Genomic DNA, 16,742 nt, shown 5'->3' on the forward strand with positions numbered 1-16,742 from the left:
TGGGGGGGGGGGGGGGGGGGGGGCGGGCCCCCAGCGGGGGGGGGCACCGCATTCACCCCGCCCCCCGCCCCCCCCCCCCGACACCCTCGGTGGGCGCGTTTAGTGGGCGGCGGCAGTCTGCTTTTGGGGCTTGGTGTAGCCGCCACGCAGTGGTTATACGGGAGCGCGGTCGGGGTGTTTTGAGCCGAGAGTAAGGATGCTGCTCGTGGCCCCGTCGCAGGTGCGGTTGCGTCACGTCGTGGTAGAGGGATTAGCGGGGGCGATTTCAGACCTGCGTGGAAAGGCTGGAACGTTCGGTGGGTCATCTGCCGAGGTGCGGGACGCAAGTCATCTGGTAACGCTCTGCGACGGTTGAATAGGGTGTGTCGGATTGATCGATCTTGCGGGAACGAATGGTCGTCCGTCGAATGTACTGGGGAGTGGTTTTGTGGGCTGGATAACCACTCCCCAGTCTCGCGGCCCGCGCCCGATCCACCGATTCCCGCGCCTCTACCGTCTGCCCGGGATTTGTTCTTGGCCGCGGCCACCCACAACCGGATCGTGTCTGGAGCAGGTCAGAGTGCTGTTTGTGGCTACGGCGCAGGTGCGGTTGCGTCACGCGACTTTGCAGGGTGCGGGAACGGGGGCGGTCAGGGGGTGTTGAGGCCGGCTGTGGTGAGGGCGGTGTCGGCGGCGTCGCGTAGGACGGACTCGTCCATGCCGGCCTCGGTCAGGGCTTCGATGCCGCGGAGAACTGCGAGGAGATGGTGGGCGGTGCGCTGGGGATCGCGGTCGGCGGGGATGTCGCCGGCGGCCTGGGCACTCGTTACCTCGGCCTGCAGGAGGGCGGCGAGGGTGGTGAACGTCTGCCGTGCGCGGAGGGCGACCTCGGTGTTGGTCGCGGCCAGTTCGGCGGTGGCCTTCGCGAGGAGGCAGGCGCGATGCGGGCCAGGTGGAGCGCCGGCGGCGACCGCCGCGTCGAACAGGGCTCGCAGGCGGGTGGCGGCCGACGAGTCCGGGCCGCTCAGGTGCTCGCTCAGACGCGCGGTGACGTTCGCGCAATAGCCGTCCAGGACCCGCTGGAACAACGCCTGCTTGTCGCCGAAGGCGCCGTAGAGGCTGCCTTTGCCAAGGTTCGTTGCCTGCATGAGGTCGTCAAGTGACGTCGCCGCGAAGCCGGAGGTCCAGAACGTCTCGGTCGCGGAGTGCAGCACCTGTTGCTCGTCGAACTTCCGGGGCCGGGCCATGTGACAACGATATTTTTTCTGGACCGTGCGGTCAACATGTGGTTGTATTTGACCGCACGGTCCATAACTGCAGGGAGCGACGACTCATGACTGAACTCGACGGCAAGGTGGCTCTGGTGACCGGCGGCACGTCCGGCATCGGCCTGGCGGCGGCCACCCTCTTCGCGGCCGAAGGGGCCAGGGTCTTCATCACCGGCCGCCGGCAGGCCGAGCTCGACGCGGCCGCCGAGGCGATCGGCGCCACCGCGATCCGCGCGGATATCGCCGACCTGAATGATCTCGACACGATCGCGGCCCGCATCGCGGACAGCACCGGACGGCTGGACGTGCTGTTCGCGAACGCGGGCGGCGGCGACATGCTCGCCCCGATCGCCGTGTTGCCGCCGGAGAGCTTCGACTACATCTTCGGCATCAACGTCCGCGGAACCGTGTTCACGGTGCAGAAGATGCTGCCGCTCATGCCGGACGGAGCCTCGATCGTGGTGACCGGCTCCTCCTCGGCAAGCCGCGGAAACCCCGGATTCGGCACCTACTCGGCCTCCAAGGCGGCGATCCGGCAGTACGCCCGGGTCTGGGCCGCCGAACTGGCCCCCCGCCGCATCCGGGTCAACGTCCTGGTCCCTGGCCCGACCGACACTCCCGGACTGCGCGGCATCGCCGGCGACGACCAGACGCTGGTCGCCGGCCTCGTAGCGCAGATGGCCGCCACCACGGCCCTGGGCCGGGTCGCCGACCCCGCCGAGATCGCGCAGGCGGCGCTGTTCCTCGCAAGCGACCGATCCAGCTTCATGACCGGCAGTGAACTGTTCGCCGACGGCGGCGAGGTCCAGGTGTTCCCGGCCGCGGTCCGGTAGGCCTTTTCCTCAGGCGTAGCGGGGTGGAGGCCGGACAGTGCGGACCGAGCGGTGCTCAGCTGCCTTCGGCGCGGCCCAGACGCCAGTAACCCATGAAGGCGACCGCGCGCCGATCGACCCCGCACGTCGTCACCAGGTGCCGGCGCAGCGTCTTGATCGCTCCGGCTTCTCCGGCCAGCCAGGCGTACAGCCGGCTGGCGTCGGTCAAGGGCTCTCCGGAGGCGTCGACCGGGACCTCCCACAGGATTCCGTGGTCGACGTCCACGTCTTCGAGGTCAGCGGGCGGCGTGGGGTGGGCGGCGGAGCCCAGGATGCGCGCCGTCGCCGCCTCCACGGCGGGGATCAGGTAGGTGCCGTGAACGGCTCCGTCGCGGGGAAGCCAGGACACCCGCACTCCAGGCGGTGCCTCGACCGGGAATTCGTCGCCTGACACCGGCACCTCGATCAGCGCCTCGCCGCGGGCGTCGGCCGGGAGCTTCGCCAGGATCGCGGTGATCGCGGGGGCTGCGGTCTCGTCGCCGCCGAGCAGGAGGCAGTCGGTGTGCGCCGGGGGGTGGAAGTCGATGCCGCCGGATTTGCCGGTGAAGTCCGCGTTCGGCCCGAGCAGCACCGCCACCGAGCCCGGCCGGGCGGAGAGCGCCCACCGGGACGCCGGACCGTGATCGCCGTGCAGCACCATGTCCACGTCGACCTCGCGCAGCAGGGGACGCACCGCCCGTACCGTGTAGGTCCGGAAGGGGTTACGGCGCTCCTCGGGGAGGGCGCGCCAGTCCGAGTACCAGTCAGGGCCGGTGGGCAGGTCCGCGAAACCGGTGCCGGGCAGCGGCGTGATCAGCTTGATGCGCTGGTCGTAGCCGTTGTCCGCGAAACGGTCGAGGTCGTCGGCGGTGAACGTGACCCGCAGGAAGCTGGGGCTCAGCCGTTCGACGCGACGCACTTCGGCCGTGAAGAACCGGAACGGTGTCGTCGTTCGGTCAACGGTCTGGGTCACAGGTCCTCCCGGGTCTGGCGCTAAGGCTTGGCTAACCTAACCCAGGAGGAACAATCCGCGAAAGCCCCGCTCACCGGTGGGCAACGTCACCGGTGGACGGAGGGGCTACAGGTGGGACATGGCGAGCGCGGCCGCGCCGAGCAGTCCCGCGTCCCCGCCGAGCGTGCTCCGGTGCACCCGCACCCGCGTGATGTAGGCAAGCCCGGCCAGTGACGCGATCGCGGCGCGGATCGGGTCGAAGAGCAGGTCGCCCACGTTCGCCACGCCGCCGCCGATCACCACGTCGTCCAGGTCGAACAATCCGGCGGTGGCCACGATCCCGGCACCGACCGCACGCCCGGACCGCTGGAACGCCTCGAACGCCACCGCGTCCCCCGCCCGCGCGTCGGCCGCAAGCGCAACCGCGTCGATCGTCGGCTGCGCGGTCTGCCATCCGTTGGCGAGCGCCCACTTCACGATCGACGTGCCGCTGCCGAGCACCTCCACACACCCGCGCCCGCCACACGGGCAGTCCGGGCCGTCGAGCGAGACCGGGATGTGCCCGATGTGCCCGGCGTTCCCGGTCGGGCCCTGGTAGACGCGCCCGTCAAGCACCAGGCCGCCGCCGACGCCTGTGGACACGACGATGCCGAGGAACGCGGCGGACGTGTAGCCGCCCCACCGGTACTCGCCGAGCGCCATGCACTGCCCGTCGCCGCCCAGGTGCGCGGGACGGCCGGGCAGCACGTCACGGAGCGCGTCCAGGATCGGATAGCCGCGCCAGGCGACGATGTTGACCGGGCTGACCGTGCCCGCGTACGGATCCAGCGGCCCGGCCGAGCCGACGCCGATCCCGAGCAGCGACGATGCGGTCCCGGCGGCGGCGACCTGGTGGGCGAGCGCGACAAGTGCGCCGCCTACCTTCTCCGGGTCGTCGGAGGCCGGGGTGGGCACGACCGCGCGGTCGCGGATGGTGCCGTCGGGTTCGACAACCGCCGCGGCGAGTTTCGTGCCGCCGACGTCGATCGCGAGCACCGGGCCCGGCGCGGAAACGGTCATGGTGCGTAAGCCTCCCGGACGTCGTTCACGCAGCGCAGCACCGGCCTCGCGGTCAGCCGTGCGGCGTCGAGCGGGGAGTCCGTGCGCACCTGGAACGTGGTGATCTCTCCGGGTAGGAGCGTAACCAGGGCCGAGTCCACCGAAGCGCCGGGATCGAGGCGGTCGGGGAAGATCGTGAGATCGCGGAGCACGGTGCGCGCGGTGACTGTCACGTCGTAGCCGTACTCCGTCTCGGTTACCTCCGAGTCGTACCCAGGGATGGGGTATGTGATGTCTTTGTCCTCGGCGAAGAACCAGAGGGCGCGGGAGGCGCCGTCGGCGGACGCCACAAGCAGCTCGGCGGCCGCGTCGCCGGGCGTGACGACCTCGGCGGGCAGCGGTACGGAGGCGGCCGAGCGGGGTGGCACGTCGAAGGACGCGGCGGCGGAGGCCAGGTGTTCGCCGGTGAGCGCGCGCCGGCCGAGCGAGACCGGGCCGCTCCACGGCGTCGGGCCGTCATTGACCACGATCAGCGTGGGTACGCCGTCGCGCGGCTGGATCGTGAGCAGCCGATCCGCGTAACTGTGCTTTAGCGCGTGCCAGAGCGGCTTGCGGCGCCCGTCGCCGTCGATCGCGGCCCAGGACGTGACCGGCCAGCAGTCGTTGAGCTGCCAGACCACCGTGCCCATGCAGTACGGCCGCAGCGACCGGAAGTGCTCCACGCCGAGCGCGATCGCCCGCGCCTGGTTGACCTGGGTGAGGAAGTGCCAGTCGTCGAAGTCGCCGGGTGCCGGCAGATGCGCGTCGAGGCCGCGGCGCAGCTTGAGGTTGCCGTCGCCCGCCTTCTGGTGGTGCGCGATCCCGGGCGAGTCCGGGGTGAGCGGCTCGTCGCTGATCGCGCGCCGGAGCGTGGCGAACGCGGGCGGCGCCTGGAACCCGAACTCGGCCACGAACCGCGGCGCATAGGAGCGGTAGTGCGTGTAGTCGACCTGGTTCCACACGTCCCAGATGTGCGTGGTGCCGCGGGACGGCTCGTTCGGGTGCACGTCGTGGCTGCCGGACCAGGGGCTGCCCGGCCAGTACGGCCGGGTCGGGTCCAGTTCGGCGACGATGCCGGGCAGCAGGCCGAAGTAGTAGCCGGCGCCCCAGGTGCGGTCGCCGAGCGCGGGCTGCCAGTCCCAGTCGTGCCAGCCCCAGATGTTCTCGTTATTGCCGGTCCAGGCGATCAGGCTGGGGTGCGACGCCAGCCGCACCACGTTCTCCCGGGCCTCCGCCTCGACCTCGGCCGCGTGCGGCGCCTCCTCCGGGTAGGCGGCGCAGGCGAACGGGAAGTCCTGGAGCACGAGCAGGCCGAGCTCGTCGCAGAGTTCGTAGAAGTCGTCGGACTCGTAGAGCCCGCCGCCCCAGACCCGGATCGTGTCGATGTTGGCCTCGGCCGCTTCCCGCAGGCGGGTGGCGAGCCGCGCGCGGGTGATCCGGGTGACGAGCGCGTCGTCCGGGATCCAGTTGACGCCGCGCGCGAAGACCGGCACGTCGTTGACGACCAGGGTGAACGCGTTGTCTGTGGTGTCCAGGCGGGCGTCGCGGAAGCCGACGCGGCGGTGCCACTCGTCGAGCGAGGTGCCGCCGGCCGTCGTCAGCGCCACGTCGACCGGGTGCAGCGGCTGGTCACCGAGGCTGTGCGGCCACCAGAGCGCCGGTTGGGGCACGTCGAGCGTGAGCACGGCCGTACCCTCGTCGGGGTTGAGGGTCTGTGCGACGCGCACGCCGGCGACCGAGGCGGTGAGCACAAGCGGGTCGGCGCTCGCGCGCTCCACCTCGATGTGCAGCTCGATCCGGCCGTCGCCGCCGGGGGTGACGGTGACGAGCGGGCGCACGCTCGCGAGCCGGCCCGCGCCCCAGGTGTGCAGGCCGATCGGGCGCCAGATGCCGGCGGTGATCAGCGTGGGTCCCCAGTCCCAGCCGAAGCTGCAGGCCATCTTGCGGATGAAGTTGAAAGGCTCCGGGTACGCGTTAGGCCGGTCGCCGAGCCGGTCGCGCTCCTGCTCCGCGTGGTTCTTCGCGGACGTGAACGAGATCTGCAGCGTGTTGGCGCCCTCGGTCAGATGCCTGCCGGCGTCGAACCGGTAGCCACGGTGCATGTTCGCGGTCCGGCCCAGCTCGGCGCCGTTGAGCGTGAGCGTGGCGACGGTGTCCAGGCCGTCGCAGACCAGGTCGGTGCGGGGCAGCTCGGACGGCGACCAGTCGAACGTGGTCTCGTAGACCCAGTCGGTGCGGCCGATCCACTCCTGGCCCAGCTCGTTGTCGTCCAGGTACGGGTCGTCGATCAGCCCGGCGGCGAGCAGGTCCGTGTGGACACAGCCGGGAACCTCGGCGGGAACGGGACGGCCCTGGTGCGTGACAGTCCAGCCGTCGTGAAGTGCGCGGTACAAGCCCATGCGTGTCATCCCTTGATGCCGGAGAGTGCGATGCCCCGGGTGAAGTGCTTCTGGAACGCCAGGAAGAAGATCACCGTCGGCAGCGACGTCAACAGAGATGCTGCCATGATCACGCCCATGCTCTGCGGATTGAAGGCGTTGGACGCGTTCAGCCGGGAGAGCGCGACAGGCACGTTCGCCATCGTGTCGTCCTGCACGATGATCAGCGGCCAGAGGAAGTTGTTCCACTCCGCGAGCACCACGAAGATCGCCATCGCGGCAAGCGCCGGGCGCATCAGCGGCATCACCACCCGCCACCAGATCCGCCACTCGCCAGCGCCGTCCACCCGCGCCGCGTGGATCAGGTCGTCCGGAATCGAGCGCATGTACTGGACCAGGAAGAACACCACGAACGCCTTGGCAAGCGCCGGGACGATGTAGCCCTGGTAGGTGTTGAGCCACTCCAGGTTGCGCACGATCAGGTAGTTCGGCACCAGCGTGACCTGCCAGGGGATCATCATCGACGCGACCACCACCACGAAGATCACCCGGCGGCCGGGCAGGTCCATCTTGGTAAGGGCGTAGGCGGCGAGCGCGGCGATCAGCAGCGCCAGCAGCGTGACCGCGGCCGCGATGAACAGGCTGTTGCCGATGAAACGCAGAAATCCCCCGGGTACGTCGTCCCAGCGCTGGAACAGGCCGGGCACCAGCTCGTCCTTGCGCACCGCGGGGTCATAGTCGGGCTGGTAGAACGCATCGAGCGTGGGATCGCCGGGCACGAAACTGGGCGGGTTCTTCGTCAGCTCCGGCACCGGTTTGAACGCGGCCGTGACCATCCAGTAGAACGGCGCCAGCATGGTGATCGCGGCGAGATAGAGCGGAATGCGCAACAGCCTGATCATCACAGCTCCCTCACCGCACGCGTGACCCGCAGCTGGATCATGCTGATCACGAAGATGATCAAGAACAGCGTCCAGGCGATCGCGGACGCGTAGCCCAGCTGGAACCGGGTGAACCCCATGTCGTACAGGTACGGCACAAGCATCAGCGCGCTGTCCTGCACGCCGCCGACGCTGCTCACCGCGCGGAACACGATGTAGACCGCCTCGAACACCTGGAACGCGCCGATCAGCCCGGTGATCACGACGTAGGTGGTGACCGGGCCGAGCTGTGGCAGCGTGATGTACCGGAACTGCTGCCAGGGACTCGCGCCGTCCAGCCGGGCGGCCTCGTAGAACTCGTCCGGGATCGCGTTCAGGCCGGACACGAAGATGACCATGCCGTACCCGCAGCCGCCCCAGACCGCCATCAGCACGAGCAGCGGGATGGTCCAGCGCGGCGTGGACAGCCAGGACACCGGCTCCGCGCCGAACCAGGACAGCACCGTGTTGGCCAGCCCGAACCGCTCACCGGAGAAGATCCACCGCCAGATCAGCATCACCGCGATCGTCGACGTGACGGACGGCAGGAAGAAGATCGTGCGCAGCACCCGGTCCCGCCACGACGTGCCGCGGAACGCGAGCGCAAGCGCAAGCGACGCGGCCGTGGAGAGCGTCACCGCGCACGCCACGTAGATCAGCGAGTTGACGAGCGCCTTCCGGAACCGGGTGTCCTCGAACCAGAGCCGCCGGAAGTTCTCACCGCCGACCCAGCTCGGCGGCTTCACGCCGTTGAAGTCGGTGAACGCGAAGTAGAGCGCGTTGAGCAACGGCCAGATCAAAAACCCGGCAAAAAGAACCACAAACGGCACAAGCATCAGATATCCGGGTACGGCCCGGCGCCACCGGGCCGCCTGCTGTGCCCTCCGGTTCCGCGCCGGGACGGAGGGTTTGGTGATCACCGCGGTCATGACGTCCTCTCCGTGTCCGGGGGCCGCCGGACGGCCCCCGAACCGTTCAGCGCAGGTTGTCCCGCATGATCTGGGCGGCCTCGTCAAGCGCGGCCTTCGGATCCCTGTTGTCGTTCACCACGGACTGCAGCCGCTTGGACACCTCGGAGCCGCTCGTCTCCCAGCCCTTGCAGTTCGGCGGGCCGGTGACCGTGTTCAGCGTGGTCTTGAGCGTCTGCCGGAGGTTGTCGCTGGCGTTCGCGGCCGTGTCGAGCAGCTCGGGGCGCGGCGAGATGTAGAGCTCGCCACCACGGGTGAACACCTCGCGCTGCAAAATCTCCACCGCCTCGTCCGTGTACAGCCACTTCACGAAGTCGGCCGCGGCCTGCGGAAACTTCGTGTACGCCATCGCTCCGACGATCTTGCCGCCGACGAACGAGCCGGCCCCCGCCGGTCCGATCGGGAGCGGCGCGGTCTGCCACCTGCCCTTCAGCTCCGGGTGCCCGGAGTCGAAGCCGCCGGCCAGGTAGGACGCGCCGATCGCCATCGCGTACTCCCCCTTGGCCAGGCCGGAGCCGACGTCCACAGTCGTCTTCGGCACGCCGTACTTCCGGTACTGGTCCGCCCACGTCGTGGTGGCCAGCACGGCCTGGTCCGAGTTGATCGTGACCTGGGTGCAGTCGTCCGAGTAGAGCGCACCGCCGGCCTGCTTCAGGTAGTTGAACCAGGGCAGCCACTCGAACGTGCTCCACTCCTCGACAAGCGGCGTCACCACGCCCGCGGCCTTGAGCTTGTCCACGGCCGAGAACAGCTCCGCCCAGGTGGCCGGCGCGGTCGTCACGCCCGCCTTCTCCAGCAGGTCCGGGCGGTAGTAGAAGACGTAGAGCACCATGTCCATCGGGATGCCGTAGACCGCGCCGTCCGCCGAGGTGATCGACTTCCACAGCTCGGGGCGGGTCTGCTGTTTCGCCTCGGCGATGTCGTACCTGTTCAGGTCGATCATGCCGCCGAGTTCGCCGAACTCGATGCCCCAGGAGAGACCGCCGGAGATGATGTCCGGCCCGCTCTTCGAGGTGGCGGCCGTCAGCACCTTCGCATGGCCGTCGTCCCAGGAGATCGCCTGGACCTTGACGGTCACGCTCGGGTGCGACTCCTTGTAGCGGTCCGCGGCGACCTGGAGCGCGGCCGCCTGCTCGTCGCTGCCGGTGTTCCAGAACAGCAGCTCGGCCGGGCCGGCCGCGTCCTGCTGCGGGGCCTCGGCGGTGCCGGTGGTGGTGCAGCCGGTGGCAAGGAGCACCGCCACGGCCGCTGTCGCGAGCGTCTTTCTGTTCATCACTGTGCGTCTGTGCATCACTGTGCCTCCGATCGATCGGGCATATATCGATGGGGGTTACTGAAACGGGTAAGCGAGGCCACCGTATTGAACGCAGCGATCCTCGTCAATACGTGCAGCGCCCACGGCATTGACTGGAATCGCTTAACCGGGCAAGCTCAGCACCCGTGAAGCGACCCACCATCGCGGACATCGCGCGCCGGGCCGGCGTGTCCAAGGGCGCGGTGTCCTACGCGCTGAACGGCCAGCCCGGCGTCTCCGAGACCACCCGGCGGCGGATCCTGGCCATCGCCGAGGAGATCGGGTTCAGCCCGAGCAGTGCCGCCCGCGCGCTCTCCGGTGCCACCGCGAGCGCGGTCGGGCTCGCGCTCTGCAGGCCGGCCCGCACGCTCGGCGTCGAGCCGTTCTTCATGGAGCTGATCAGCGGCGTCGAGGCCGAGCTGTCCGCCCGGTCGTACGCGCTCACGCTTCAGGTAGTCGCGGACCCGGACGCGGAGCTCGCGGTCTACCGTCGCTGGTGGGGCGAGCGCCGGGTGGACGGCGTGCTCCTCTGTGACCTGCGCGTGGACGACCGGCGCGTCGCCGAGCTGGACCGGCTCCAGCTGCCCGCCGTGATCATCGGCGGGCCGGACCGGACTGGCGCGCTGGCCGGCGTCTGGTCCGACGAGGCAGCCGCGCTCACCGAGACGATGGAGTACCTGGTCGCGCTCGGCCACACCCGGATCGCCCGGGTCGGCGGGCTGCCGGAGCTGTTGCACACGCGGGTCCGTACCGACGCGTTCCTTGCGGTCCGCGCGCGCCTCGGCCTGCACGAGACGGTGACCGTGCCGTCCGACTACACAGGCGAGGACGGGGCCCGCGCGACCCGGCGGCTGCTCAGCTCCACCCACCGGCCCACCGCGGTGATCTACGACAACGACGTGATGGCGATCGCCGGGCTGTCCGTCGCCCAGGAGATGGGGCTGACCGTCCCCGGCGACCTGTCAGTGGTCGCCTGGGACGATTCGCCGCTCTGCCGCCTGGTCCACCCGCCGCTGACCGCGCTGAGCAGGGACATTCCGGGGTACGGCGCGCACGCGGCCCGGCTGCTGCTTGAGGCGGTGGCGGGCGCGCGCGTGACGGCGTTCCAGGACGAGACCGCACATCTGACGCCGCGCGGAAGCACCGCTCCACCACGTATCGGCCGAGCCCGTTCCGCCGGTGGACCCACGTCCCTAGGATGACCCGATGGGTTCGCACAACTGGGACGGGCCCGGTACGCCCGAGGGCGCCCAGCCCTCGCCGTCCCCCGCTCCTCCGCCTGCGGATTCGCCGGGTTCCGGTGCCTCCGCCCCCGGTGCTGCCGGTGGGTGGCCAGCACACGACGCGCCCACGACGGAGAGCCGGCCGCGTCGTCGTGGCCCGTTCCCGCCGCGCATCGCACCCCGGTTCGGCGGCGCGCCACCCGCTCCGGCACCCCCGCCCACCGGCTCCCCGATCGTGGGACCCCCGCCGCCCGTCTCCGGCGCCGGGCACGGTCACTCGCACGGCACCGGCGGCCTGCCCCGGGTGTTCCTCGTGCTTGTCGCGCTGGTCGCGGTGATCCTGCTCGGACTGTGTGCCGCGGCCGTGCTGTTCAACGACAAGAACGTGGTGCCCTCCGCCGCCGCACCTGTGGGCGGCGGACGGGTCGAGGGCGAGAGCGAGGGCGGCGTGATGTCCGAGCGCCCGTCGCTGGACGGCATCGAGGCCGCGGGCGTGACGTTGCGCGAGCGGCCGTACGAGGTGGCCTTCTACTTTCAGCGTGGTACGTCCCTGCTGCGGGCGGGCCAGCCCGCACCCGTACCCGTGGCGACGTTGACCTGGACCGGCGACCTGCGCAGCACCGGCGGCGACCTGCCGTCCTGGGACGCCCGGTCCGAGATCACCGGGCAGGGCCGCGACGGCGCGGATCTCGGCACCATCGACACGCTGCTTGTCGTCGAGACCGGCGACGTCCGCTACCTCGGCTCGGCCGGGCGCTCGTTCGGCGGCCGGCCGTGGATCGCGATCACCGGCCGGGAGCGGGGCACGTTCTGCTGGCCGGCCACCGGCTACCGCAGCACCGAGGGCAACGACATGCCGCTTCCGCTTCCGGTGACCGACCCGGCCGAATACCTCGACATCACGTCCGCGGAGGTGACCACGGAGTCGCTCGGAGACGGCCTGACCCGGTACACGCTGCCCAGCCGCGGGCTGGCGCCGGGCGAGCGGCTCACCGCGGCGATCCGGTCGCTTGCCACAGCGATCGGCGTGGACACGCCGGAGTACACGCTCACGGTCACGCTCGCGGCGGGCGGGGTGCTGACCGGGGTCGAGCTGACCGGCGTCGGCAACTCGCAGGGGGTCGTGCTCCAGATGGTCCCGCGCGGTGCCGTCGGGCCGGTGACCATCGCCGCTCCCCCGGACGACCAGGTCAGCCGCTAGGAGTCGGGGCGGCGCCGCTCTCCGGGGACGGGGCGGCGGCGCTCTCCGGGGACGGGGCGGCGCTGCTCTCCGGGGACTGGATGCCTTCCAGGGACGGGACGCTTTCCGGGGCCGGGGTCAGCATCGGGGCCACCGTGTCGCCGACAAGCCTACGCTCGAGCGTGACCTGGGACTGCCCGGTGCCGCCGACCCGGATGTCGTCGTACGCCTGCAGCTTCTTGGTCTCGTCGAAGTAGAGCACCGACATCGCCAGCGGCACCGGCTCCTCCGACTCCAGGCCGCGCAGCCCCGCGCCGCCGCTCGACCCCTCCGTCATCAGCAGCGTCGAGGGGTCGCCCTCCACCAGATCGCGCACCTCACGGTTGTGGGTGTGCCCGGCCAGCACCAGCGGAACGTCACCGGCCAGCGGCCCGGCCATCTTCGGGTCGTGGACCAGGGCGATCTGGACCGGCTTCCCCGCATCCACGATCGTGGTGGCCAGGCGGGCGCCGGTCGCGGCGAGGCGGGCCTGCTCCTCCTCGGTGGTGCCCTTGACCGACGTCTCCTTGTCCGGCGTGAACCGGGGGTCGCCGATGCCCGCCACGGTCAGGCCGGCCACCTCGGTGACCTGGTTGTCGAGGACCACCGCGTTCGGCTGACCGGCCACGGCCCGCTGGGTCGGCGTGGAGTCGTGGTTGCCGCGGATGTAGACGTACGGCACGTCGAGCAGGCCGATCGAGGCGACATAGGACGCCTCCGGCTCGCTTCCCCAGTCGGTGATGTCACCGGTGTCGATCACCGCGTCGATGCGGTACTGCTCCACGATCGTGCGGATCACCGACCAGGCCGCCGGGTTCAGGTGCAGGTCGGACACGTGCAGGATCCGGGTGGTGCCCTCCTGCGGCTCGTACGTCGGCAACGTCGACACGGTCGCGTAGATCCGGCTGACGTTGCCGACCAGCCGCTGCAGTTGCTCCGCGTACTTGTTGTAGTCGCTGGCGATCTTCTGCACGTCGCCGACAAGCGCGGGCGCGTTGACGAGCAGGCCCTCGTACCGGGGCTCCTCGATCGACTGCGGGCGGATGGTGAGCGCGCCGATGCCGAGCGACCCGAGCACGATGACAAGCGCGGTAAGTCCCGCGGCGGCGACCCGGCCGGCCCGGCGGTAGATCAGCCAGGCCAGGATCATCGCGGACAGCATGGAGACCGCGGCGGCCCGGAAGCCCAGGCGCATCAGGCCGCGCTGGATGTCGCCGACGACCGACTGGGTGGCACGGGTGATCCCGGTCGGGTCGTCGATGAGCGCCTCGGTACGGCGCTGGTCCAGCTCGCCCAGCTCGACCGTGAGCCGCGCCGGGCCGTTGTGCGAGTCGAGCACGAGCGAGCCGAGCGGTGGGATGTCGACCTTGGTCTCGCCGGTGAGTGACGGGCCGACGGACAGCTTCGCGCGGAACGGGCCGATGTCCGCGTCCACGTGCCCGGCCAGCATCAGGCCGAGCGCGACGCCCGCGACCGCCACGCCGAGCACCGCGAGCATGCCGCCGGCGCGCCGGGCACGGGTCCGGGTGAAGGGACGCCGCACCACCCGCACGGCGGACCGCACACGTGAACGCGCCGCCGGTGTGGTGCTCCCGGCGGCGGTCTCGGGCTGATTTTCCTTACCGTCCATCTGCAAATTCTCGCCTGCCCGCAACGGCCGGGGGTGAAACCTGGATGTGGATCTCTTTACGGGTCAGCTCTGCCCGGGTCAGCTCTTTCCGGGTCAGCTCTTTCCGGCGCCACCACCGGGGAACACGATCCGGAGGATCCGGTCGTCCTCCGGGCCCGGCTTGCCCCGGCCGTCCGTGTTCGACGTGGTGACCCAGAGCGACCCGTCCGGCGCCGCGACCACGGTGCGGAGCCGCCCGAAGTCACCCTTCAGCGACTCGGACGGGCGCCCGAAGACGGTGCCCTGCTCGGTCGTCTCCACAAGCCAGAGCCGCTCGCCCTTCAGGCAGGCCGCGACAAGCAGCCGCTCGATCATCGCCAGCCCGGAGCAGGACGCCTCGTCGGTCGGCCAGGTGACCAGCGGATCCGTGTACTTCGCATCAGGCGTGGGCGGCGTGCCCTCCACGGCCGGCCAGCCGTAGTTCTTACCTGGCTCGATCACGTTGATCTCGTCGAACGTGTCCTGGCCGAACTCCGTCGCGTACATCCGCTTGGACGTGTCCCAGGTCAGGCCCTGCACGTTACGGTGGCCGAGCGACAGGACAAGCGTGGCCGGGTCCGGGTTGCCCGCGGCCGGTCTGCCGTCCGCCGTCATCCGCAGGATCTTGCCGCCGAGGCTCTTCGGGTCCTGCGCGACCCCGCCGTCCGAGCCGTCGCCGGTGGTGGCGTAGAGGAACCCGTCCGGCCCGAACGCGAGCCGCCCGCCGTTGTGGTTGCCGGCCCGCGGGATGCCGGTCACGATCGGCCGCGGCGTCACCTCCGGTGCCCCGGACGGGCTCGGCGCCGGGGTCGGGGACGCCGTCTCGTCAAGCGTGAACGTGCCGATCCGGTTGTCGTCCGCCGTCGTGTAGTAGACGAAGACCGCCCGGTTCGCCTCGAACTCCGGCGACACCGCGATGCCGAGCAGCCCGCCCTCGCCGCCCGGCGAGACCGCGGCACTGAGGTCCACGAGCGTGCGCACGCGCATGCCGGTCCGGTCCGACTCCGGGCCCACCTTGAGGATCAGGCCGGAATTCCGCTCGGTCACAAGCGCGCCACCGTCCGGCAGGAACGCCAGGCCCCACGGCACGTCCAGCCCGGAGGCCAGCACGGTCACCGCCTCGTTGCCGCTGCTGCCGCCACCGCCGGTCGTCGCGCTGGCGCTGGGCGTCGGGAAACGTGGCGGCGAACCCGCCTGCTCCTCGCTCGGCGGCCCGAACGAACAGGCCGCGAGCAGCGGAAACACCGCCGCCGCGGCGAGCAGTGCGCGGGTGGCCGGTTGCCGGCGGGCTGAGATCACGCGATCCAGAGTAACCACGCTCCCTGAAGGTTCTCGGGCCGCTCGATAGGGTCTTCACTGTGAAGGTATGGGTTCCGCATGCGCACGGGGTCGAGCTGATGGGCGCGCTGCCGCCGGACACGACGGTGGAGGTGTTCGCCTCCGCCGACGCCCCGCCGCCGTCCGCGCCGGACGACGTCCGGTTCTGGGTGCCACCGTTCCTGGCCCGCTCCGGCGTGGCCTCGGCCGCGGCCCGGTTCCCCCGCCTGGAGGTCGTGCAGCTGCTCTCCGCCGGCGCCGAGGTCTGGGTCGATCAACTCGCGGACGGTGTGACACTCTGCGACGCCCGCGGCGTGCACGACTCGTCCACCGCCGAGTGGGCGATGGCCGCGATCCTCGGACACCTCCGGCAGTTCCCCGCGTTCGCGCGCGCCCAGGCCCGCCGCGAGTGGGCCTACGCCGCCCACACGCCCACGGACGAGTTGGCCGGCAAGCGCGTGCTCATCGTGGGCGCCGGCTCGATCGGCGCCGCGCTCACCGCCCGCCTGCTCCCGTTCGAGGTGTCGGTCACGCTCGTGGCCCGCCGCGCCCGCCCCGACGAGGACGTCCACCCGGTCTCCGAACTGCCGTCCCTGCTCCCTGACGCCGACATCGTGGTCCTGATCGTGCCGCAGACCGACGCCACCCGGCACCTCGCGGACGCCGCATTCCTGGCCGCGATGCCAGACGGCGCGCTCCTCGTCAACGCGGCCCGCGGCCCGGTCGTCGACACGCCCGCGCTCCTCGCCGAAGTACGCTCCGGCCGCCTGGCCGCCGCACTCGACGTCACCGACCCCGAGCCCCTCCCGGCCGACCACCCCCTCTGGACCCTGCCGAACGTCCTGCTCACACCCCACGTGGCCGGCTCCGTCCACGGCCACCACCGCCGCGCCTACGCCCTGGCCGGCGCCCAACTCCGCCGCCACGCCGCCGGCCAACCCTTGATCAACATCGTGTCCGAGGGCTATTAGGCCCCGCAGCCCACCAGCTCTCGATCACTCGGTGGCGGAGATCGCATTCCGGGGCTTGCTCTCCCTCTTACTCGCGGGCCCGTCGGGTTGCGATCGGCCTATTCCCTCCTCTCGGGGAAGGATCCGCGGCCAACGTCCAGGTTCGAGCACTGCGCGCCCGACATTTCGCCATCTGGGTGCCTCCCTCCGCGTTCCTCCTGACGCCGAAGGCGCAGGAAGGCCCACGTCAAGATCCTTGCGGCTCTGGTGGCCCTTATCCCAGCGCCATAAGGGCCACCAGAGCCGCAAGGATCTTGCATCCCGCCAGATGGACGCGAGATCCCGACCAACGAACTCCCTCTCAGCGCGGAGCGCCCGAGCTGCCGTGACCCTGGCGCGGCGACACGCAAGAGCCAAGATCGACTGATCCTTCGGCAGCTCCCGGCTTCGGTGCCGGCCCTTGCAACCGCCGAGACCGCAGCCGCCCTGACCAGCCGCCGCTTACTGAACTTTCGCGGTCAGGGTAAGGGCGCGTCAGGGGGTTCTATATACCGAAATTTCGGGCGCGGAGTGCCCGACTCACACCCCGACCGCGAAACCTCAGGGTCACGTCCACGGAGGTGGTGTACGAATCGCCCACTTTGGGGTGGTTCGGGAGACAAAGACGCGGTCATCGCGGATCCTTCTCAAATCGACCA

Annotated in this window: 13 protein-coding genes; 4 read left to right on the forward strand and 9 right to left on the reverse strand. The window is 70.7% G+C overall.

Annotation, left to right across the window (positions count from 1 at the left end; translation table 11 throughout):
* Nucleotides 1-629 precede the first annotated feature (629 nt).
* Nucleotides 630-1,226: a TetR/AcrR family transcriptional regulator gene (locus tag ACIA8K_RS35150; RefSeq protein WP_396067286.1), complete on the reverse strand. Its 597-nt coding sequence runs from the start codon at nucleotides 1,224-1,226 to the stop codon at nucleotides 630-632.
* Nucleotides 1,227-1,312: 86 nt separating this feature from the next.
* On the opposite strand from ACIA8K_RS35150, the gene ACIA8K_RS35155 reads away from it, so the two are divergent.
* A complete protein-coding gene (locus tag ACIA8K_RS35155) occupies nucleotides 1,313-2,080 on the forward strand; it encodes an SDR family NAD(P)-dependent oxidoreductase (RefSeq protein ID WP_396067288.1) in 768 nt (255 codons plus the stop codon).
* A 55-nt stretch (nucleotides 2,081-2,135) separates the two neighbouring features.
* Here ACIA8K_RS35155 and ACIA8K_RS35160 read toward each other — a convergent pair whose 3' ends face one another.
* From ACIA8K_RS35160 to ACIA8K_RS35185, 6 genes are all read right to left on the reverse strand, one after another.
* Nucleotides 2,136-3,071, reverse strand: a complete 936-nt coding sequence (locus tag ACIA8K_RS35160) for a siderophore-interacting protein (protein WP_396067291.1) — start codon at nucleotides 3,069-3,071, stop codon at nucleotides 2,136-2,138.
* Nucleotides 3,072-3,176: 105 nt separating this feature from the next.
* Nucleotides 3,177-4,109, reverse strand: a complete 933-nt coding sequence (locus tag ACIA8K_RS35165; RefSeq protein ID WP_396067293.1) for an ROK family protein — start codon at nucleotides 4,107-4,109, stop codon at nucleotides 3,177-3,179.
* Nucleotides 4,106-6,526 (reverse strand): glycoside hydrolase family 2 protein, encoded by a 2,421-nt coding sequence (locus ACIA8K_RS35170; protein ID WP_396067296.1) that lies wholly within the window; start codon nucleotides 6,524-6,526, stop codon nucleotides 4,106-4,108. Before ACIA8K_RS35170 ends, ACIA8K_RS35165 begins: the two co-directional genes overlap by 4 nt.
* Nucleotides 6,527-6,531: 5 nt before the next feature.
* Entirely contained in the window at nucleotides 6,532-7,407 is an 876-nt protein-coding gene (locus ACIA8K_RS35175) for a carbohydrate ABC transporter permease (RefSeq protein WP_396067298.1), read from the reverse strand.
* Nucleotides 7,407-8,354 (reverse strand): carbohydrate ABC transporter permease, encoded by a 948-nt coding sequence (locus ACIA8K_RS35180; RefSeq protein WP_396067300.1) that lies wholly within the window; start codon nucleotides 8,352-8,354, stop codon nucleotides 7,407-7,409. The genes ACIA8K_RS35175 and ACIA8K_RS35180 overlap by 1 nt, the downstream gene beginning before the upstream one ends.
* Before the next feature lie 46 nt (nucleotides 8,355-8,400).
* Nucleotides 8,401-9,666 (reverse strand): extracellular solute-binding protein, encoded by a 1,266-nt coding sequence (locus ACIA8K_RS35185; RefSeq protein WP_396067303.1) that lies wholly within the window; start codon nucleotides 9,664-9,666, stop codon nucleotides 8,401-8,403.
* Between the two features lie 167 nt (nucleotides 9,667-9,833).
* On the opposite strand from ACIA8K_RS35185, the gene ACIA8K_RS35190 reads away from it, so the two are divergent.
* On the forward strand, nucleotides 9,834-10,889 hold the full coding sequence (locus ACIA8K_RS35190) for a LacI family DNA-binding transcriptional regulator (protein WP_396067305.1): 1,056 nt from the start codon (nucleotides 9,834-9,836) through the stop codon (nucleotides 10,887-10,889).
* 4 nt (nucleotides 10,890-10,893) lie between these two features.
* On the forward strand, nucleotides 10,894-12,111 hold the full coding sequence (locus tag ACIA8K_RS35195; protein ID WP_396067307.1) for a hypothetical protein: 1,218 nt from the start codon (nucleotides 10,894-10,896) through the stop codon (nucleotides 12,109-12,111).
* Here ACIA8K_RS35195 and ACIA8K_RS35200 read toward each other — a convergent pair.
* Together ACIA8K_RS35200 and ACIA8K_RS35205 are read right to left on the reverse strand one after the other, a co-directional pair.
* On the reverse strand, nucleotides 12,101-13,759 hold the full coding sequence (locus ACIA8K_RS35200; RefSeq protein WP_396067310.1) for a metallophosphoesterase: 1,659 nt from the start codon (nucleotides 13,757-13,759) through the stop codon (nucleotides 12,101-12,103). The genes ACIA8K_RS35195 and ACIA8K_RS35200 overlap by 11 nt on opposite strands.
* A gap of 93 nt (nucleotides 13,760-13,852) precedes the next feature.
* Nucleotides 13,853-15,073, reverse strand: a complete 1,221-nt coding sequence (locus ACIA8K_RS35205) for a PQQ-dependent sugar dehydrogenase (RefSeq protein WP_396067328.1) — start codon at nucleotides 15,071-15,073, stop codon at nucleotides 13,853-13,855.
* A 62-nt stretch (nucleotides 15,074-15,135) separates the two neighbouring features.
* Between ACIA8K_RS35205 and ACIA8K_RS35210 the strand changes: the two genes are divergently transcribed.
* Complete coding sequence (locus tag ACIA8K_RS35210; RefSeq protein WP_396067312.1) at nucleotides 15,136-16,065, forward strand: 2-hydroxyacid dehydrogenase; 930 nt, start codon at nucleotides 15,136-15,138, stop codon at nucleotides 16,063-16,065.
* Nucleotides 16,066-16,742 lie beyond the last annotated feature (677 nt).

Origin of the sequence: Catenuloplanes sp. NPDC051500 (assembly GCF_044454585.1) — a bacterium.
Classification (GTDB): domain Bacteria; phylum Actinomycetota; class Actinomycetes; order Mycobacteriales; family Micromonosporaceae; genus Catenuloplanes.

Excerpts from the sequence above, each read along its gene's own strand:
- ACIA8K_RS35185 (WP_396067303.1), bottom strand. The coding sequence starts at position 9,666 with ATGAACAGAAAGACGCTCGCGACAGCGGCCGTGGCGGTGCTCCTTGCC.
- ACIA8K_RS35195 (WP_396067307.1), top strand. The coding sequence starts at position 10,894 with ATGGGTTCGCACAACTGGGACGGGCCCGGTACGCCCGAGGGCGCCCAG.
- ACIA8K_RS35175 (WP_396067298.1), bottom strand. The coding sequence starts at position 7,407 with ATGATCAGGCTGTTGCGCATTCCGCTCTATCTCGCCGCGATCACCATG.
- ACIA8K_RS35155 (WP_396067288.1), top strand. The coding sequence starts at position 1,313 with ATGACTGAACTCGACGGCAAGGTGGCTCTGGTGACCGGCGGCACGTCC.
- ACIA8K_RS35180 (WP_396067300.1), bottom strand. The coding sequence starts at position 8,354 with ATGACCGCGGTGATCACCAAACCCTCCGTCCCGGCGCGGAACCGGAGG.
- ACIA8K_RS35200 (WP_396067310.1), bottom strand. The coding sequence starts at position 13,759 with ATGGACGGTAAGGAAAATCAGCCCGAGACCGCCGCCGGGAGCACCACA.
- ACIA8K_RS35170 (WP_396067296.1), bottom strand. The coding sequence starts at position 6,526 with ATGGGCTTGTACCGCGCACTTCACGACGGCTGGACTGTCACGCACCAG.
- ACIA8K_RS35165 (WP_396067293.1), bottom strand. The coding sequence starts at position 4,109 with ATGACCGTTTCCGCGCCGGGCCCGGTGCTCGCGATCGACGTCGGCGGC.
- ACIA8K_RS35150 (WP_396067286.1), bottom strand. The coding sequence starts at position 1,226 with ATGGCCCGGCCCCGGAAGTTCGACGAGCAACAGGTGCTGCACTCCGCG.